Below are 15,838 nucleotides of genomic sequence, written 5' to 3'. Positions count from 1 at the left end.
CGGAGTCATCCCGGCGGCGTCGGCCGATTTCCGGGCGCGTAAGCTGACGAGCGGCGTATCGGACCAAACTGGGCAGGAGGCGGCGGTGATGACTCACCCTGCGGCGGCGGCCGGCTCTTTGACGCAGTCGGCGCTGCCGGCGCTGTCCGGGATGCCCGGCATGCCGGGGATGGGTGGCACGCTGCCGGCGCCGAGCTTCGCCAGGATGTGGACGCTGGCGCCGAGCCCGTTCTTCCTCGCGCTGGTCTCGGTGCTCTTCGCGCTGTACGCGATCGGGGTCGTCCGGCTGGCCCGGCGCGGGGACCGCTGGCCGGTGCTGCGCGGTTTCAGCTTCCTGATCGGCCTGGGGCTGCTGTTCGCGACGACCTGCACCGGGCTGGCCCAGTACGGCATGTACCTGTTCAGCGCGCACATGCTGCAGCACATGGTGCTGTCGATGGCCGCGCCGTTGTTCCTGCTGCTCGCCGCGCCGCTCACGCTGGCGCTGCGGGCCCTGCGCCCGGCCTCGGCCGGCCACACCGGCCCGCGCGAGCTGCTGCTGAGCCTGCTGCACAGCCGGTTCGCCCGGGTGGTCTCCTCGCCGCTGTTCACCCTGCCGCTGTTCATCGCCAGCCTGTACGGGCTCTACTTCACTCCGCTGTTCGACGCGCTGATGCGCAGCGCGGCCGGGCACGACTTCATGCTGGTGCACTTCCTGGGCGTCGGGCTGCTGTTCTTCTGGCCGATCATCGGCGTGGACCCCGCGCCGCACCGCAGCCCGTACGTGATCCGGATCCTGGAGCTGTTCGCGGCGATGCCGTTCCACGCCTTCTTCGGCGTGGCGGTGATGATGTCCTCGTCGCTGATCACCACGACCTTCGCGCACCCGCCGGCCGCCTGGGGCGTGGACCCGGCCGCGGACCAGTCCACCGGCGGCGGCCTGGCCTGGGCCTTCGGCGAGGTGCCCACGCTGATCGTGCTGCTGGTGCTGTTCCTGCAGTGGTCCCGCTCGGACGAGCGGGAGGCGCGGCGCAAGGACCGCAAGGCGGATCGGGACGGCGATGTGGAGCTGGCCGACTACAACGCCTACCTGGCCGGGCTCGCGGCCCGGGACCAGCGGCCCGCGTCGACCGGCTGAACGCCGACCAGGCAGTGCCAGGCGGATAACTCACCGTCAGCCGAGAAGCGGTGTCAGTCAAGAAACAGCGTCAGCCAAGCAACACGGTCAGCCGAGCAGCATCAGCCCCATCACCACGGTCATCGCCAGCTCGCACGTGTAGATGGTCACCGGCGCGGCGAGCAGCGCGACCGGATCCGTGGGAAGCGGCCGCGCGGTGGCCGCCTTCGCGAGCCCGCCGCCCAAGATCACCACGGCCGTCCACGTATAGATCAGCGCGAGGGTGCTGACCAGGAGCTGATCCGCGGACGCCGTCGTGCCCGGCATCGTGGCCATCGCGGCGCCGCCCGGCATCGCGGACGTCCCGGCGTCCATGTGCCAGGCCATCACGATCATTGCCAGGCCGACGATCACATGATGCGGTTCCAGGGCGTGCGCCGGTCGGCACTGCACCGCGGCACCGCGCCAGGCCGCCAGCCGCCGCCGCGCCGACCCGCGCAACCAGGTGCCGGCCACGAAGGCCGTCGTGGCGCCGAAGAACGCGAGCAGCGCGACCGGCGGCACGCCGAGCGGCACCAGCATCGGCACCATCCCGGCCGCCATCGCCAGGTGCACCGCGTCGCCGGTCCGGCTGGTCAGGCCGCAGGCCGGAAGGCCGGGATCGGCGGGCGCCCGGTCGGCGGCGAGTCGCGCGGCCGAGCGCACCGCGAGCGCCACGAGGACCGCCGCGCTCGGCCACGCGGCAGCCGCCGGAAGCATGGAAAGTCCCAGCGACGGCGCCGGCGCGGCGAGGCGAGCCAGGTTCGGCACGAGTGGCGTCACGCGAGTTTCTCCCTCCGTCGCGAGACTCCTCCCCGCCGCCAGACCAGCCCGAATCCTCCCCAACCCGCCGAAAGAGAGCATTCAGTAGCACTGCGGGCGCGCAGCGTAATCGGCCACACCCCGTATTCACCTCCCGGAGCAAGTGCGAGAGCATGTCTGCCGTGCCGCCCGCCCCGCACTCGTCGCATCGCGCCGTTCGCACGGTGCGCGCCGCGCTCTTCGCAGTGATCTGCGTCGGCGTCGGCGCGACGCTGCACGGCGTGGCGGGCGGATGCCCGGCGAGCTGGACCGCGATCGGTCTCGGCCTGCCGGCGGTATGGCTCGCGGCCTGGTTCGGCCTGGCCCGGGAAAGATCCTGGTCGGCTCTGGCCGTCGGGCTCGGGATCGGCCAAATCGGCTTGCACGAGCTGTTCACCGGCTTCGAATCGGGGGCGGCCATGGCGCACGCCACGGCCTCCGCCCTGCCGAATCCCGCCACCTTCGCCGCCACCGCGATGCCCGGCATGACCGGTATGACGGGCATGGTTGGGCCGCATCCGAGCCCGTTCTCCGCCGCGCTCACGATGATCACCGCGCACGCGCTGGCCGCCGTAGTGTGCGGCTGGTGGCTCGGCCAAGGCGAGCGCGACTTCTTCGCCCTCTGCCGCGCCGTAGGCGCACTCGCGGCGGCGCCTGTGCACAGGCTTGCCGAGGCCGTCGCCACGTTGGCGGCTACGGCCCAGTCCGGCCGGTGCGTCGTACCGCGCTCCTATCGCGCTGCGCCGGATGGCTGCCTCAGGCAGCGCTTCACTCCACTCCTCACCGTTCTCACGTTCCGCGGGCCGCCTGTCGTCGCGTAGCACTCGCGACTCACCACCAAGGCAGTACCCGTATATACGTTTACCCTTCCCGTGGAACGGACTCTTTCATGCGTCTCATCAGCTTGCTCAACGCGCCGTCGCGGCGCCGCGCCGCCGGGGTGACCGCCACCGCCGCGGTGCTGGTCGCGGTGGCCGCGCTGCCGGCCTCCGCGCACGTGGCGGTCTCGCCGGACTCGCTCCCGAAGGGCTCGACCGCCGAGCTGACCTTCAAGGTGCCCAACGAGGAGTCGAACGCGACGACCACGCAGGTGCAGATCCAGGTGCCCACCGACCACCCGATCGCGCAGGTGCTGCCGAAGGCGATCCCCGGCTGGACGGTCACGGTCAAGACGACCACCCTGGCCACGCCGCTCAAGACCGACGACGGCACCTTCACCACCGCGGTCAGCGAAGTCGATTGGACCGGCGGGAGCATCCCGGTCGGCCAGTACCAGGACTTCCAGATCTCGGTGGACCCGCTGCCGACCGACACCAACCAGCTGGTGTTCAAAGCGGTGCAGACCTACTCCAACGGCGATATCGTCCGGTGGATCGACCTGACCCAGGCCGGCCAGCCGGATCCGGAGCACCCGGCCCCGGTGCTGACCCTGACCGCGGCCGACTCCGCGGACTCCGGCACGGCCGGTTCCGGCGGCTCGGGCTCGGGTAGTACGCCTGCCGCGGCCAGTTCGACGGCCGCGGCCGCCGCGCAGTCCTCCTCGGGCGGCGGCGGCTCGGACACGGCAGGCATCGTGCTCGGCGCGCTGGGTCTGGCGGCAGGCCTGGCCGCGCTCGCGCTCAACCTCCTCGCCCGCCGACGCTCCGAATCCTGAGCAGGGACATGGCTTACCTTCCGATCCTCGGATCACGCCCGGCGACCGTGGGGGCCGTGCAGGCCCCCCGGCCGTCCGGCCGGTCGCCGCGCGCCTCGCGCGCCCGCCGCCTGTTCGCCGGCCTCGTAGCCGCCGTCGCGCTCGTGCTCGCGGTAGCGGCCCCGGCCTCCGCGCACGCCACGTTGGAACGCACCGACCCCTCGGACGGCTCGGTGCTGGCCGTCCAGCCGGCTGTCATCGCGGCGCAGTTCGACGAGTCGGTCGGGGTGAGCGCGGACAGCCTGCGCGTGTTCAACCCGACCGGGCAGCGGGTGGACAACGGGAACACCACGCACGGCGCGTCGAGCGACATCATCACCATCTCGCTGCGCTCCGGGCTGGGCAACGGCACCTACACCGTGGCCTGGCACGTGATCTCGGCGGACTCGCACCCGGTCTCCGGCGCGTTCTCCTTCTCGATCGGCGCGCCGAGCAAGACCAGCGTCAACCCGACCGCGATCGTGACCCGGGCCAGCGCCTTCCAGGGCGTCGCGTACGGAGTGGCCCGGTGGGCGGCCTACCTGTCCTTCGCGCTGCTGGCCGGAACGATCGTGTTCCTGGCGCTGTGCTGGCCGAGGGGGGCCGCGGCGCGCGGTTCGTTCCGGATGATCGTGATCGGCTGGACCACGCTGGTCGCGTCGAGCGTCGCGCAGCTGTTACTGCAGGGCGTCTATGCCAGCGGGCTGCCGCTGTCCCGGATCTTCGACCCCTCGGTGATCCAGTCGACCACCGCCACCAGGTTCGGCACCACGGTCGAGGTCAGGCTGCTGATCCTGGCCGTGCTGGCCCCGGCGGTGACGATCGGGGTGCAGCGGCTCGCCGACGCCCGCTTCGGGGCGCGCATGCGGTCCGCCGCGCTCGCGCTGCTCGGGACCATGGGCCTCGCCTCCACCTGGGCGGCGACCGGGCACGCCTCGACCGGGATCCAGGTGCCGCTCTCGGTGGTCTCCGACATCCTGCACCTGAGCGCGATGGCCGTCTGGCTCGGCGGACTGGCGATGCTGGTGCTGGTCGTGCTGCGCGCGCCGGAGAAGCCGAAGCAGGCGGCGGCTGCGGTCAACCGCTTCTCGACAGTCGCACTGACCTGTGTCTGCGTGATGATCGGCACCGGCACGTACCAGGCGTGGCGGGACGTGGGTTCGCTGCACGTCCTGTTCGACGACGCCTACGGCCGACTGATCCTGATCAAGATCGCCGGGCTACTCTTGCTCATCGGGCTCGGGTACTACGCACGCCAGCAAATCGCCTCCGGGCTTAACGCATCCCTCGCCACCGCGGGCGCGAGTACAACCGTCGCGGCAGCGAAGGAAAACGGCGGGACGATCACGGCAAGCGTCGAGACGGCCAACGTCAAGACAGCTAACGCCAAGACAGCGATCGCCGAGCCTGAGATCGCGGCCGAGCCCGTGAAGGAACCCGCGGCAGTGGCACAAGGCCCGGCAGGGGCGCCTCCTTCGCACCCCGCTGGACGCCCTGGACGTCAGCCGGGGATGAACAAGCCAGGGCGGCGTACCGCACGCGTCGGCGGTGTACCGCTTCCGAGCGACCCGGGAGCGCGCACCCTCGCGACGCTCAGCAAGCTGCGCCGATCGGTCGCGGCAGAGACGGCCATCGCGCTCATCGTGCTCGCGGCGACGGCGATAGTGGTCAACTCGGTACCCGGTCGCGGGGCGAACGGCCTCTCGACGCAGCCGGGGTCGACTGACGTCTCGGTGCCCTTCAACACCGGGACGGCCTCAGGCACGGTGCTTGTGCTGGTCGAGCCGGGCAAGGTTGGTCCGAACCAGACGCACCTGCTGATCGAGAACACGAAGGGCGAGCCGTACAGCCCGGTGGAGGTGACGGTGGCGTACTCGCTGCCGGCGCGCAAGATCGGGCCGATCGACTCGAAGGTGATCATCAACGGGCCGGGCCACTACGTCGACCAGCCGACGGCGCTGACCGTCCCGGGCCAGTGGCAGGTAGCGATCACGATTCGCAGCGATGACTTCGACGAGACCACGGTGCGGGTGCCGGTGCCGGTCAGCTGACGCCCATTCAGAGTCGAAGCCGCCACAATCGACCCTGCCAGAATCGACCCTGCCAGAATCGACACCGCTAGAGTCGGCGCCGCTAGAGTCGGCGCCGCCAGTATGAAATGCCGACCGGTTTCCACCCGTTCGGCGCACCTTGCGGCATAACTGAATAAACTCCGGAGTACACATTCCGGTGTGGACAGGACGAGCAAGCGGTGGCTGGCCCCGGCGGCCCTGAGCGTCGCCGGGGTCGCCGTTTTCACGGCGGGTTGGTTCGGCTACTCCAGCGGCTTCGAGCGCGGCGTGCTCGGGCCGGGCTCGGCGGAATACGCGGGCGCTGACTCGGCTGCCGCCGCCCACGCCGTGCCGCCGCCGGCCGCTCCGGCGAACGTCTCGATCGCGGATGGCGCGACGGGCGTCTCCCCGAACAGCACCGTGACGGTCACCGCGCCGCCCGGCGAGCAGGTCGGCGCGGTCGAACTGGTCTACCGGACCGAGGCCGTGCCTGGGATCTTCAGCGCGGACCATCGCACGTGGACCTCCTCCGGTCCGCTGCGCGCCGGGGTCTCCTATGACCTGAGCGCAGTGACCATGGACAGCGCGGGCGGCACCGGGCTCCAGGAATCGTCGTTCAGCACAAGTCGCCCGGACGCTCCGCTGAGAATCGACCTGATCTCACCGGCGGACGGCTCGACCGTGGGCGTCGGACAGCCGGTCGTGCTCGCCTTCACCCAACCCATCGCGGCGCAGGACCGCGCGGCGATCGAGCAGGCGCTCAGCGTCTCGGCGGACCCGCCGCAGAGCGGGCACTGGAGCTGGCTCTCGGCCGCGCGGGTCGACTACCGCCCGCAGGGCTATTGGCAGCCGGGCACGAGGGTCACGGTCCGCCTCGCGATCAACGGGCTGAGCGACGGCCATGGGCACTACGCCACGGCTGACCACGACCTGAGCTTCTCGGTCGGCCGCGACCAGGAGACCACGATCGACCTGCGATCGGACGAGGCGACTGTGCGGCGCTCCGGCCAGGTGGTGCGCACGTTCGCGGTCACCGGCGGTAAGCCGGGCCTGGATACGTGGGCCGGCACGTACGCGGTCATCGACAAGTCGCCGGACGTGCACATGGATTCGCGTACCGCAGGGCTCGGCGACGAGTACGACATCCCGGACGTGAAGTGGGACGTGCACCTGACGTATACGGGCACGTACGTGCATTCGGCGCCGTGGTCGGAAGGCTCACAGGGTGTGCGTAACGTCAGCCACGGCTGCGTAGGGGCATCCCCGACGAACGCGGAATGGTTCTTCGCGAACACGCTGCCCGGCGACGTCGTGAAGGTGATCAACTCGCCGCGACAGGTCGCGCCGGGCAACGGCTTCGCCGACTGGCAGGAGTCGTGGCCGCAGTGGCTCGCGGGCTCCGCGGCGCAATAAGGCCACCAAGCGCGACCAGCGCGACCAGAGCGACGAAAAGCGCGTGCCTTGACGGAAGACTCTCCGCCAAGGCACGCGTCCGTTGGTCGTCTTAGTCGTTGCTGCCGCAGTTACCGCAGCGCTGCCGTCAGCGCCGAGGTCAGCGAGCCGTTCGCGTCATCGCCGTCCAGCGACCACACCGAGGCGCCGCGCAGGCCCGTGAAGTCGACGTAGAGGCCCTTGGCGAAGACCGTCCGCGGGTCGTCGTAGGTCCAGAAGGTCTGCGAGGCCGGGTCGTACTTCCAGATCGACGCGGTCACCGGGTCGAAGTGCACCGTGCCGGGCTCGGTGACGATGGTCTTGTACCCGGCCTGGTCGGTCGCCGCCGCGCCGGTCGCGCTCTGGTAGAGCCCGTTGTCGGTCGCGCCGACGCCGGCCCAGGCGTGCGCGTAGTACGGGATCTCAATCGCGATCTTGCTGGCCGGCACGCCGTTCTTCTCGTAGTAGGCGACGCTCTGCACGATGGAGAACTTGCCGTTGGCCGGCTGCGGGTCCTTCGGGTCCGGGAACAGGTTGGACGCGAAGTCGGTGATCGGGTCCCAGCCGCCGTGCAGGTCCACCGTCATCACGTTGTACCAGTCCAGGCTCTTGGCGGCGGTCTTGAGCTGGAGCTGCTGCGCGGCCGCGTACTGGTTCGGCGAGGTGTCCGCGGTCAGCAGGTAGTGCTCGTGGGCCGCCGCGCCCGCGGTGTTCAGCGCGCCGCGGAAGTCCTGCAGCAGCGCGGTGAAGTCGGCGGTGTCCTGCGGGCCGTACGGGTTGTTGTTGCCCGGCTCGTTCGGGTACTCCCAGTCCAGGTCGATGCCGTCGAAGACGCCCTTCGCGGCGCCGGCGGGCAGGCCCGGGATATCGCCGTTGAGGTACTGGTCGACGCAGGACTGCACGAACTTCTGCCGCCCGGCCTCGGTGGCGGCCAGGTCGGAGAAGTGGCTCGACCAGCTCCAGCCGCCGATCGAGATGACGATCTTGAGGTTCGGGTAGGCGGCCTTGAGCTCCTTGAGCTGGTTGAAGTTGCCGGCCAGCGCCTGACCGGGGGCGTCGGCGACGCCGTTGACGGCCTCGGTGGCGGCGAACGGCCGCTGGTAGTCGGCCCAGCTGTCGCCTGAGGTGCACAGGCCGTCCGCGGAGACGCTGGAGAAGGCGTAGTTGATCTCGGTGAGCTTGGCCGCGGCCCCGTCGGCGATCAGGTTCTTCTCGAAGAAGCCGGAGTAGATCCCCCACTGGGTGAAGAAGCCGATGGCCGCCTTTCCGCCGCCCGCGCCACGATGGTCCGCGGTGACGCCGGCGGCCTGCGCGGCGGGGGCCGAGGCCGCGAGCAGCGCGCCCGCGGCGGCTACGCCGGCCAGCCGGCGGCGGGCCGTGCCCGGCCGCCTTTTCGCGGTGGTGCCGTTGGTGCTCTCGCGCATGTGCTCTCCTCGACGAAGGGAAGAAAGAACACACGGTCGTCCGGGCGGCCGTCCGCGCACAGCGCGGCTGCACAGGCGCAGCATTGTGGGACGGGGCGGTCCGCCTGCCGAAGTGAACCAGCCGGAATTGGACTAGACCATGCTGGCGACAGGTATAGTCCAATCCCGGCTCGCGGGCAAGGGGCGGCGGGTATCGCCTCGACAACGCCTTTCGGCCGGGCCCGCCGCCGCGCCGCTGATCAGCCTCAGCGTCAGTCTCAGTGCCGGCGCCGGGGGCGCTTGCGGCTCGAGGCGAGCTGCGGGTAGCCGCGGGCTATCACCACGCCGCCGACCAGGAACACGGTCCCGGACGCGCCGACCACGAAGCCGAGCGGCGGCTGAATGTCCTGCGTCGCGCCGACCGCCTGGGTCCTGGTCGCCTTCGACTGGGTCGAGGCGCTCAGGCTCGCGCTGTCCGCGGGCAGATAGCCGGACTGCCACGGGGCCGGCGCCGGCTGGGTGGTGTCGTTGCCGTTCGGCGCCAGCTCGTTCTGGCCGTTCTGCAGGGCCGCGAAGTTGAGGCCGTTGGCGGGGTTCAGCGGCAGCGTGCCGCCGTCGAGCACGCCGTCGTAGCGGAACGGCGAGAAGCCGTTGCTGAGGAAGTCCTGCAGCGGAGCGTCGACCACGAAGCGCGCGTCAGTGCCCGGATGCGACTCTTCGTAGTAGTCGAACATGGTGTGCGCCGAGTCGGCCCAGCCGGCGAAGAGCACGGTGTGGCTGGAGGAGAGCAGTATGTCGCCCGGCAGCAGCGCGCTCGCGTCGATCGTGTGCGAGACGGTGTTCAGGTTGCCGGTCCAGAAGTCAATGTTCTGGTCCAGTGCCCAGGCCATCGAGACGTAGCCAGAGCAGTCCTGCCGGTACGTGCCGAACTGGTCGGTCTTCCAGGAGGTCTGGCTGTAGGGCACCCGCTCGCTCAGCCAGGCCTGCGCGCGCACGATGATCTGCGCCCGCGAGATGGATCCGTGCGGGTAGCGCACCGAGGAGTCGCCGGGGGGCACGTCAGTGTACGAAAAGCCCGAGCCGTCGCCATTGCCACCACCACCACCGCCGCCGATGATGGGCGGCGGCGTATACGGGGTCGTAGCCGGCGTCGTCGCCGGAGCAGAGCTCTTCGTCGCGGTCGGCGTCGGGCTCGTGACGAGCGAAGCAGAGGCCGAATCCGACGGCAGACCCGGGGTCTTGCTCGGCGTCGAGGACGGGCTCTTACTCGGCGTGGCGGAGGGGCTCCCGCTCGGCGACCCGCTCTCCGAGGAGCAGGGGGTCGGCGTCGGCGACGCCGAAGCGGTCGATGACGCGCCGGCCGACGGGCCGCCGCCGCTCTGACCGGAGCTCGGTGTGGCCGACGCGTCGGCCGACTTCGACGCGGTCGCGGACTGTGACGGAGATGCGCAGCTGGGAGCGGGTGACGAGCCCGTTTCCGCGACACCCGAGTTCGCGGGTATCACCAGCAGGGCGCCGATCGCGACCGTACCGGTCGCCACCGCCCCCGCCACCGATGCCGCAGAACGTCCGCCCCTGCGCACTTGCCTTGGCACTTTCCAACCCCCAGCTTTCGCCGCTTGCCGTGCGTTCGGATCATGCGCTCGTGCCGGAGCGCACCGTCCCACCGTAACGAATCTCGTCGCGGCCGGGCACCCCCGATCAATCTAAGAGTCGGCGAAGAATCGGCACTAGCCAGCCCCCCGCGCCCGCACTACGTTGCGAAAAAGCTTCGTGCAGGAGGGGAGCGGGCCGGTGGCTGGCGGCACGGCGGACAGTGGCGCGGCGCAGGTCGATGGAACCGACAATCCGGACGAATCGGACTGGTCCGAGCAGCCGCGCGGACTGGATCTGCCCAGGTTGACGCGTTATCTCGGGGTACGGCTGCCCGGATCGGTGCGACCGCCGCTGCGGGCGACGCCGCTGCCGGGCGGGCGTTCCAACCTCACGTACGAACTCTGCGACGCTGATGGCAGGGTGTTTGTACTGCGGCGTCCGCCGCTGCCCGTTGGGGCAGGAAATCAGGTTCCAATTCCCGCCACTCTTGCCCCTCCGGCGCCCGGCGTCGGTCGGGGCGACGTCCGGCGCGAGTACCAGGTGATCAGGGCGCTGTTCCAGGCCCATGGGCGCGGCGGCCGGGTGCCGGTCGCCGAACCGTACCTGCTGTGCCAGGACGCCTCGGTGATCGGCGCGCCGTTCTTCGTGACCGCCAAGGTGCCCGGAATCGTGTTCTGCCGGGGCGAACAGGCGGCGGCGCTCAGCCCCGCGCAGTCGAGGTCGCTGGCCCACGGCCTGATCGACACGCTCGCCGCGCTGCACCTGCTCGACGTGCGGGCGACCGGGCTGGCCGACTTCGCGCGCACGGACCAGTTCCTGATCCGCCAGGTGGACCGCTGGGACCGCCTGCACGCGGCCTCCGCCAGCCGCGAGGTGCCCAAACTCTCCCGCCTGGCCGCCGGGCTGCGGGCCGGGGTGCCGGCCGGCGACCGGGTGGCGATCCTGCACGGCGACTACCGGCTCGAGAACGTCGTCGTCTCCACCGCCACGCCCGGCCGGATCGCGGCGGTGCTGGACTGGGAGGCGGCCACGCTCGGCGACCCGCTCGCCGACCTGGGCCTGCTGCTGACCTTCTGGGAGGGCGCGGGCGCCGCGGCCAAACCGATCGCCTCCGCACACACCTGCAACCGCGGATTCCCGAGCATCCGCCAGATGGCAGAGCGGTACAACGTCAAGACCGGCTTGGATCTCTCGCGCATCGGCTGGTACGTCGCGCTGAACCATTACCGGGTCGCCGGACTGCTGGAAGCGCTGCATTACCGCACGTTGCACGGTCTACCGGTCGCTCCCGGCTTGGAGCACGCGGGCTCATGGGTCGCGGACCTCGTCGATTCGGGCCTCGCCGCTCTGCGCGATGAGTTCTGAGCCGTCTGCCGCTTCTGAGTCGCCTACCGCGTCCAGTGGCTTCAAATCCGGAGGCGGCCAATTCCCGGCCCCACTAGCCTCAGCACTGTCTATGCGTACCCCCTCGATACCCACGCGCGCGTTTGCCCGCCGATTGCCGTCACGGTCGGCGGGTAAGGGGTGAAGGTGCCCCAGCTCGCATACGCACGGCTGCGCGCCGAGGCCGCCGCCGTGTTCGGCCCGCCTTGGCGGGCTGCGCGCGCCGGGAAACTGGCCGCGTTCCCGGTCGCGCTGACCTGCACGGCGCTGATCGGCGTCTTCGCGCTTATCCAGCACACGACGGCCGGATGGTGGGTCGTCGAGCACGTCGCGGGCGTCTACCAGGCGCTTCCGCTCCCGCTGATCCTGCTGCGTCTTCCGCTCTCGATGCTCGCGCCGGCGCCTGACCTTCCGGCCTGGGGGGCGATGCTTCAGGTGCTGGTGGTCTTCGCGCTGAGCGAAGTGCATCTCGGCCGCATGCGCACGATCATCACCGCGGTGTGCGTGAACGGGCTCACCACCGTGTCCGCGCGCATCATGGTCATCATCGGCCTGCAGTTGGCCATAGGGACGCCGCAGGTGGATCAGTATGAGCTGGACACCGGGCCGTCCACGGTCGTCGTCGCGCTGAGCATTTACGTGGCGCTGAAGTGCCGTGCGTACCTCATCTTGACGATCACCGCCGTCGCGATGGCGGGCGAGGCGATCGCGCTGCCCAACCTCGCCGGGCGGGAACACCTGGTGGCGCTCGGCCTCGGCGTGGCCGCCTACCTCATCGGCGAGCGCAGGCGGCTCTCGCTCAGCCGCCTGCCGCGCAGGACCTCACCGCCTCCATCGCCCGCCGGGGCCGACCTGGCCGGCCGGCCCGCCGCCACGCCGGCCGCTACTGCAGGTACCCCTCTACCTCTCGCGCCGGACGCAGTTCCTCCGCATCCGACGCCCCGGCCCTGAACCGGCGGATCTGGTCCCAGAGCTGATCCAGCTCCACCTCCAGCGCCTTGAGCCGGGCTCGCTCCTCCGCGTCGAGACCGTGGACCTCCACCGACCGGATGCGCAGCCGGTGCTGCTCCGCTTCCACCTCGGCGATCCTCGCCTGGATCTCCTGCTCGGCTTCCATGGCGCTGTCCTCTCCATTCGAAGGCCGACGAGTCGTCCGCCGTCGCCTTCCAGGAGACCACAACCGCCGCACAAGCGCACGAGCCTGTGCCCAAGCCGCGGCGCCGAAGCGGCGTCAAACTGTGATACCGGTCACATCTGACGTGACATCACGCTCACTTGCCCCAACGCGCCCCTGTCACGAGTCGACAGGGAGGCTGGTCTTTCTATATATACGAATGCTGATTGTTTGGCGCAGCTGCAAAACCGAGGAGCCGTGACGCCGTGACGCCCGAGCCAGCCGTACCGAGACCGCGCACGGCCGGCGCCGCGCCGCGCCCAGTCTCCGCGCACCCGGGCGCGGCGCCCGGTACCTCCCTCGGGGCAGCCGCGGCGCACCCGGCGCCCCGGCTCGTGCAGAGCCGGGACCGTGGCACGGTGGCGGTGATCCTGTTCCAGAACGCGCCGCTGTTCGAGAGCTCGATCCCGCTGACCGTGTTCGGCGTCGACCGGCGCGGCCAGGGCCTGCCGTACTACCGGCTGCTTGCCTGCATGGGCGAGGCCGGGCCGCTGCCGACCACAGGCGGGATCCTGATGGCCACGCCGTACGGGCTCGCCGCGGCGGACGCGGCGGGCACGGTGATCGTCCCGGCCTGGCGCGCTCCGGCCGAGCGGCCGCCCGAGCCGGCGCTGGCCACGCTGCGCCGCGCCGCGAAGGAGGGCGCCCGGATCGTCGGGCTCGACCTCGGCGTGTTCGTGCTGGCGGCGGCTGGCCTGCTGGACGACCGCTCCGCGACGACGCACTGGATGTACGCCCCGGCGCTCTCCCGCCGCCATCCGCGCGTGCGCGTCCAGCCGCGTGAGCTGTGCGTCGATACTGGGCAGTTCATCACGGGCGCGGGCGCCGCCGCGGGCTTCGACGCGTGCCTGCACGTGGTGCGCCGCGATCACGGCCCCCAGTCGGCGGCCAGCCTCGCCCGCCGTCTTGTCTTCCCGATCGGCCGGCGCGGAGGCCAGGCGCCGTACTTCGACGCGGAACTGCCCGAGGAACTGCTCGGCGACCCAATAGCCGAGGCGATGGCCTGGGCGCTGGACCACCTGACCGAACCGTTCGACGTCGACGCGATGGCCGAGCGCGCGTCCCTCTCCCGCCGCTCGTTCGACCGCCGCTTCCGCTCGGCCACCGGCTCCGCGCCGCTGCAGTGGCTCAACGCACAGCGGGTCATGTACGCGCAGCGCATGCTGGAGTCCACCGACCTGCCGATGGACCAGGTGGCGCTGCGCAGCGGTTTCGGCTCGCTGGTGGCGATGCGCGGCCACTTCCGGCGGCACCTGTCGACCTCCCCGACCGCGTACCGGCAGACGTTCCGCGGCACGCTCGCCGACTCCGGCGGCGACAGTGCGCACCCGGCCACGCGCGGTCAGCATCAGGCTCACGCCCAAGAGCAGCCCGAAACACAACCCCCTTCACGTCCACAAGCCCACGTCGGCTTCACCGTACGCGACGGTGCATAACCCCAACGGCCGATACCCTGACGGCATGAACGGCATCAACGACCGGCTGGTATGGATCGACTGCGAGATGACCGGCCTCGATCTCTCCCGCGACGCGCTCATCGAGGTCGCCGCACTCGTCACCGACTCCGAGCTGAACATCCTCGGCGAGGGCGTGGACGTGGTCATCAAACCTCCGGCCGAAGCCGTCGAGCAGATGCTCCCCGTGGTCCGCGAGATGCACACCGCCTCCGGCCTGCTGGACGAGCTGGAGCACGGCCGGGACATGGCCGAGGCCCAGCAGCTGGTCCTCGACTACATCCAGCGGCACGTCCCCGAGGCGCGCAAGGCACCCCTGGCGGGCAACACGGTGGGCACCGACCGCGGCTTCCTCTCCCGCGACATGCCCGAGCTCGAGGGCCACCTGCACTACCGGGTGGTCGACGTCTCCAGCATCAAGGAGCTGGTGCGCCGCTGGTACCCGAGGGTGTACTTCCAGGCGCCGCCCAAGACGGGCAACCACCGCGCGCTCGGCGACATCAAGGACTCGATCGAGGAGCTGCGCTACTACCGCGCCACGGTCTTCGTCCCGCTGCCCGGCCCCGACTCGGAGACCGCGCGCGCCACGGCCGCCCAGTTCGGCACCGGCAGCTCCCCGGCCGCGGGCTGAAGCGCTGCCAAGAACCCGCAACCCGCACGCCACCGCCCACGGCCCACGGCGAACCGCCTGGGGCCGCGCCGCCCGCTAATGGGTTTTAGAGCACCCCCGCGCGTCCGCTACACTCTTCCAAGCAACACAACAGCACGTCATGGTGGGTGTAGCTCAGCTGGCAGAGCGCCAGGTTGTGGTCCTGGATGTCGTGGGTTCAAGTCCCATCACTCACCCCACAAGACAGCGCCCCTGAACTGCGGCAACGTAGTTCAGGGGCGCTTTGTCGCGCCCGCCGGCGCACGCCCCGCAGCGCACTCCACCAGGCCCGCACTACCGGCGTCACCTGCGCGGATCCGCCTCCCGGAGAACCGATTTCAACTACGCGGCGATCTACGGTAATCTCTTCCACGCAACGCGCCGTTAGCTCAATAGGCAGAGCAGCTGACTCTTAATCAGCGGGTTCGGGGTTCAAGTCCCTGACGGCGCACCATGACCGCCCTACTCCAACCCTGGTCCCATGGGGCCGATTGGAGCCAGGCGATCAAGGATTCCGAGTTAGAAGAGCCGTTATCCATCAGGGTGGCGGCTTTTCGGTTGTTCGCATCCCCGGCCGCCGCCTTACCGCTTCCCATCACCCCGTCCTGCAGCGTCGCTACGGCTCCGGTTGCTTTGGCCTTGCGCGTGGCCACGCGCCGGTCGTCTGTCGCGCCCTTGCTGTGGTATGTCCGGTACTGCCGGTGGGCTTCGGCCAGGACGTCGAACGGCTCTTTCAGTTCGTGGTCCGTGACCTTGCGGCCGTCGATGTACAGCCGGGTAAAGAACGCCCGGTTCAGCAGCGAGCGCACCGTCTCATCGCTCGCCCGGTACATCGCCTGCGGGTCGTCGAGCAGTTCCAGGGCCGCGCGGAAGATCTGCTGACCGATCGTCAGCTGCCGTTGCGCCTTGTCCAGCTGGTGGCGGATACCTCGGCGTTCCGCGCGTAGCGCGTCCACCTTGGCCCGAAGCGTTTCCTTCGGCCAGCCCTCTTCGGCCGCCAGGTCCAGGAAGTAGCTTTCCTTGCGCTCCAGAGTTGCCAGCCGCTTGGCGAACGCCTCGCGCATCTGGTCGGTCACCGCGAAGTCGCTC

Annotated in this window: 14 protein-coding genes and 2 tRNA genes; 12 read left to right on the top strand and 4 right to left on the bottom strand. The window is 70.5% G+C overall.

Annotated elements, in window-relative coordinates; all coding sequences use genetic code 11:
• The first annotated feature begins 160 nt into the window (after positions 1-160).
• Positions 161-1,117 (top strand): cytochrome c oxidase assembly protein, encoded by a 957-nt coding sequence (locus VFB40_RS18070; protein WP_414642105.1) that lies wholly within the window; start codon positions 161-163, stop codon positions 1,115-1,117.
• Positions 1,118-1,204: 87 nt separating this feature from the next.
• Here VFB40_RS18070 and VFB40_RS18065 read toward each other — a convergent pair whose 3' ends face one another.
• On the bottom strand, positions 1,205-1,918 hold the full coding sequence (locus tag VFB40_RS18065; RefSeq protein WP_324852152.1) for a DUF5134 domain-containing protein: 714 nt from the start codon (positions 1,916-1,918) through the stop codon (positions 1,205-1,207).
• 152 nt (positions 1,919-2,070) lie between these two features.
• On the opposite strand from VFB40_RS18065, the gene VFB40_RS18060 reads away from it, so the two are divergent.
• The 4 genes from VFB40_RS18060 (at position 2,071) to VFB40_RS18045 (ending at position 7,072) form a co-directional block, all read left to right on the top strand.
• Positions 2,071-2,757, top strand: a complete 687-nt coding sequence (locus tag VFB40_RS18060; RefSeq protein WP_324852150.1) for a hypothetical protein — start codon at positions 2,071-2,073, stop codon at positions 2,755-2,757.
• A 68-nt stretch (positions 2,758-2,825) separates the two neighbouring features.
• The gene (locus tag VFB40_RS18055; protein WP_324852148.1) at positions 2,826-3,590 is read left to right on the top strand and encodes a YcnI family copper-binding membrane protein; all 765 of its coding nucleotides are present in this window, start codon (positions 2,826-2,828) and stop codon (positions 3,588-3,590) included.
• 8 nt (positions 3,591-3,598) lie between these two features.
• The gene (locus tag VFB40_RS18050) at positions 3,599-5,659 is read left to right on the top strand and encodes a copper resistance protein CopC (protein WP_324852146.1); all 2,061 of its coding nucleotides are present in this window, start codon (positions 3,599-3,601) and stop codon (positions 5,657-5,659) included.
• 180 nt (positions 5,660-5,839) lie between these two features.
• Positions 5,840-7,072, top strand: a complete 1,233-nt coding sequence (locus VFB40_RS18045) for a L,D-transpeptidase (RefSeq protein ID WP_324852144.1) — start codon at positions 5,840-5,842, stop codon at positions 7,070-7,072.
• Positions 7,073-7,182: 110 nt separating this feature from the next.
• Here the strand turns inward: VFB40_RS18045 and VFB40_RS18040 are convergent, their stop codons facing one another.
• Together VFB40_RS18040 and VFB40_RS18035 are read right to left on the bottom strand one after the other, a co-directional pair.
• Positions 7,183-8,514, bottom strand: a complete 1,332-nt coding sequence (locus tag VFB40_RS18040; protein WP_324852142.1) for a glycoside hydrolase family 18 protein — start codon at positions 8,512-8,514, stop codon at positions 7,183-7,185.
• Between the two features lie 257 nt (positions 8,515-8,771).
• Positions 8,772-9,551 carry a hypothetical protein gene (locus tag VFB40_RS18035; protein ID WP_324852140.1) on the bottom strand — a complete coding sequence of 260 codons (780 nt, stop codon included), beginning with the start codon at positions 9,549-9,551 and terminating at the stop codon, positions 8,772-8,774.
• A gap of 31 nt (positions 9,552-9,582) precedes the next feature.
• Between VFB40_RS18035 and VFB40_RS18030 the strand changes: the two genes are divergently transcribed.
• The 3 genes from VFB40_RS18030 to VFB40_RS18020 all read left to right on the top strand — a co-directional run bounded on the left by VFB40_RS18030 (position 9,583) and on the right by VFB40_RS18020 (position 12,423).
• Positions 9,583-9,876: a hypothetical protein gene (locus VFB40_RS18030; protein WP_324852138.1), complete on the top strand. Its 294-nt coding sequence runs from the start codon at positions 9,583-9,585 to the stop codon at positions 9,874-9,876.
• A gap of 390 nt (positions 9,877-10,266) precedes the next feature.
• The gene (locus tag VFB40_RS18025; RefSeq protein WP_324852136.1) at positions 10,267-11,454 is read left to right on the top strand and encodes a phosphotransferase family protein; all 1,188 of its coding nucleotides are present in this window, start codon (positions 10,267-10,269) and stop codon (positions 11,452-11,454) included.
• Positions 11,455-11,619: 165 nt separating this feature from the next.
• Positions 11,620-12,423 (top strand): hypothetical protein, encoded by an 804-nt coding sequence (locus tag VFB40_RS18020; RefSeq protein WP_324852134.1) that lies wholly within the window; start codon positions 11,620-11,622, stop codon positions 12,421-12,423.
• Here VFB40_RS18020 and VFB40_RS18015 read toward each other — a convergent pair.
• Entirely contained in the window at positions 12,356-12,589 is a 234-nt protein-coding gene (locus VFB40_RS18015) for a DUF2630 family protein (RefSeq protein WP_324839618.1), read from the bottom strand. The two genes, VFB40_RS18020 and VFB40_RS18015, sit on opposite strands and share 68 nt — an antisense overlap.
• Before the next feature lie 392 nt (positions 12,590-12,981).
• On the opposite strand from VFB40_RS18015, the gene VFB40_RS18010 reads away from it, so the two are divergent.
• The 4 genes from VFB40_RS18010 (at position 12,982) to VFB40_RS17995 (ending at position 15,203) form a co-directional block, all read left to right on the top strand.
• Entirely contained in the window at positions 12,982-14,082 is a 1,101-nt protein-coding gene (locus VFB40_RS18010) for a helix-turn-helix domain-containing protein (protein ID WP_349261532.1), read from the top strand.
• A gap of 34 nt (positions 14,083-14,116) precedes the next feature.
• The gene (gene orn / locus VFB40_RS18005; RefSeq protein ID WP_349261531.1) at positions 14,117-14,731 is read left to right on the top strand and encodes an oligoribonuclease; all 615 of its coding nucleotides are present in this window, start codon (positions 14,117-14,119) and stop codon (positions 14,729-14,731) included.
• Positions 14,732-14,873: 142 nt separating this feature from the next.
• Positions 14,874-14,949 (top strand) — tRNA-His (locus VFB40_RS18000).
• A 178-nt stretch (positions 14,950-15,127) separates the two neighbouring features.
• Positions 15,128-15,203: transfer RNA gene (locus tag VFB40_RS17995), tRNA-Lys, on the top strand.
• Positions 15,204-15,838 lie beyond the last annotated feature (635 nt).

This window comes from Actinocrinis sp. (assembly GCF_035650855.1).
Classification (GTDB): domain Bacteria; phylum Actinomycetota; class Actinomycetes; order Streptomycetales; family Catenulisporaceae; genus Actinocrinis.
This window is presented reverse-complemented; position numbering and strand designations above follow the sequence as displayed.

Coding starts and splice junctions, on each gene's coding strand:
- VFB40_RS18070 (WP_414642105.1), top strand. CDS start 161: ATGCCGGGGATGGGTGGCACGCTGCCGGCGCCGAGCTTCGCCAGGATG.
- VFB40_RS18060 (WP_324852150.1), top strand. CDS start 2,071: ATGTCTGCCGTGCCGCCCGCCCCGCACTCGTCGCATCGCGCCGTTCGC.
- VFB40_RS18055 (WP_324852148.1), top strand. CDS start 2,826: ATGCGTCTCATCAGCTTGCTCAACGCGCCGTCGCGGCGCCGCGCCGCC.
- VFB40_RS18050 (WP_324852146.1), top strand. CDS start 3,599: ATGGCTTACCTTCCGATCCTCGGATCACGCCCGGCGACCGTGGGGGCC.
- VFB40_RS18040 (WP_324852142.1), bottom strand. CDS start 8,514: ATGCGCGAGAGCACCAACGGCACCACCGCGAAAAGGCGGCCGGGCACG.
- VFB40_RS18015 (WP_324839618.1), bottom strand. CDS start 12,589: ATGGAAGCCGAGCAGGAGATCCAGGCGAGGATCGCCGAGGTGGAAGCG.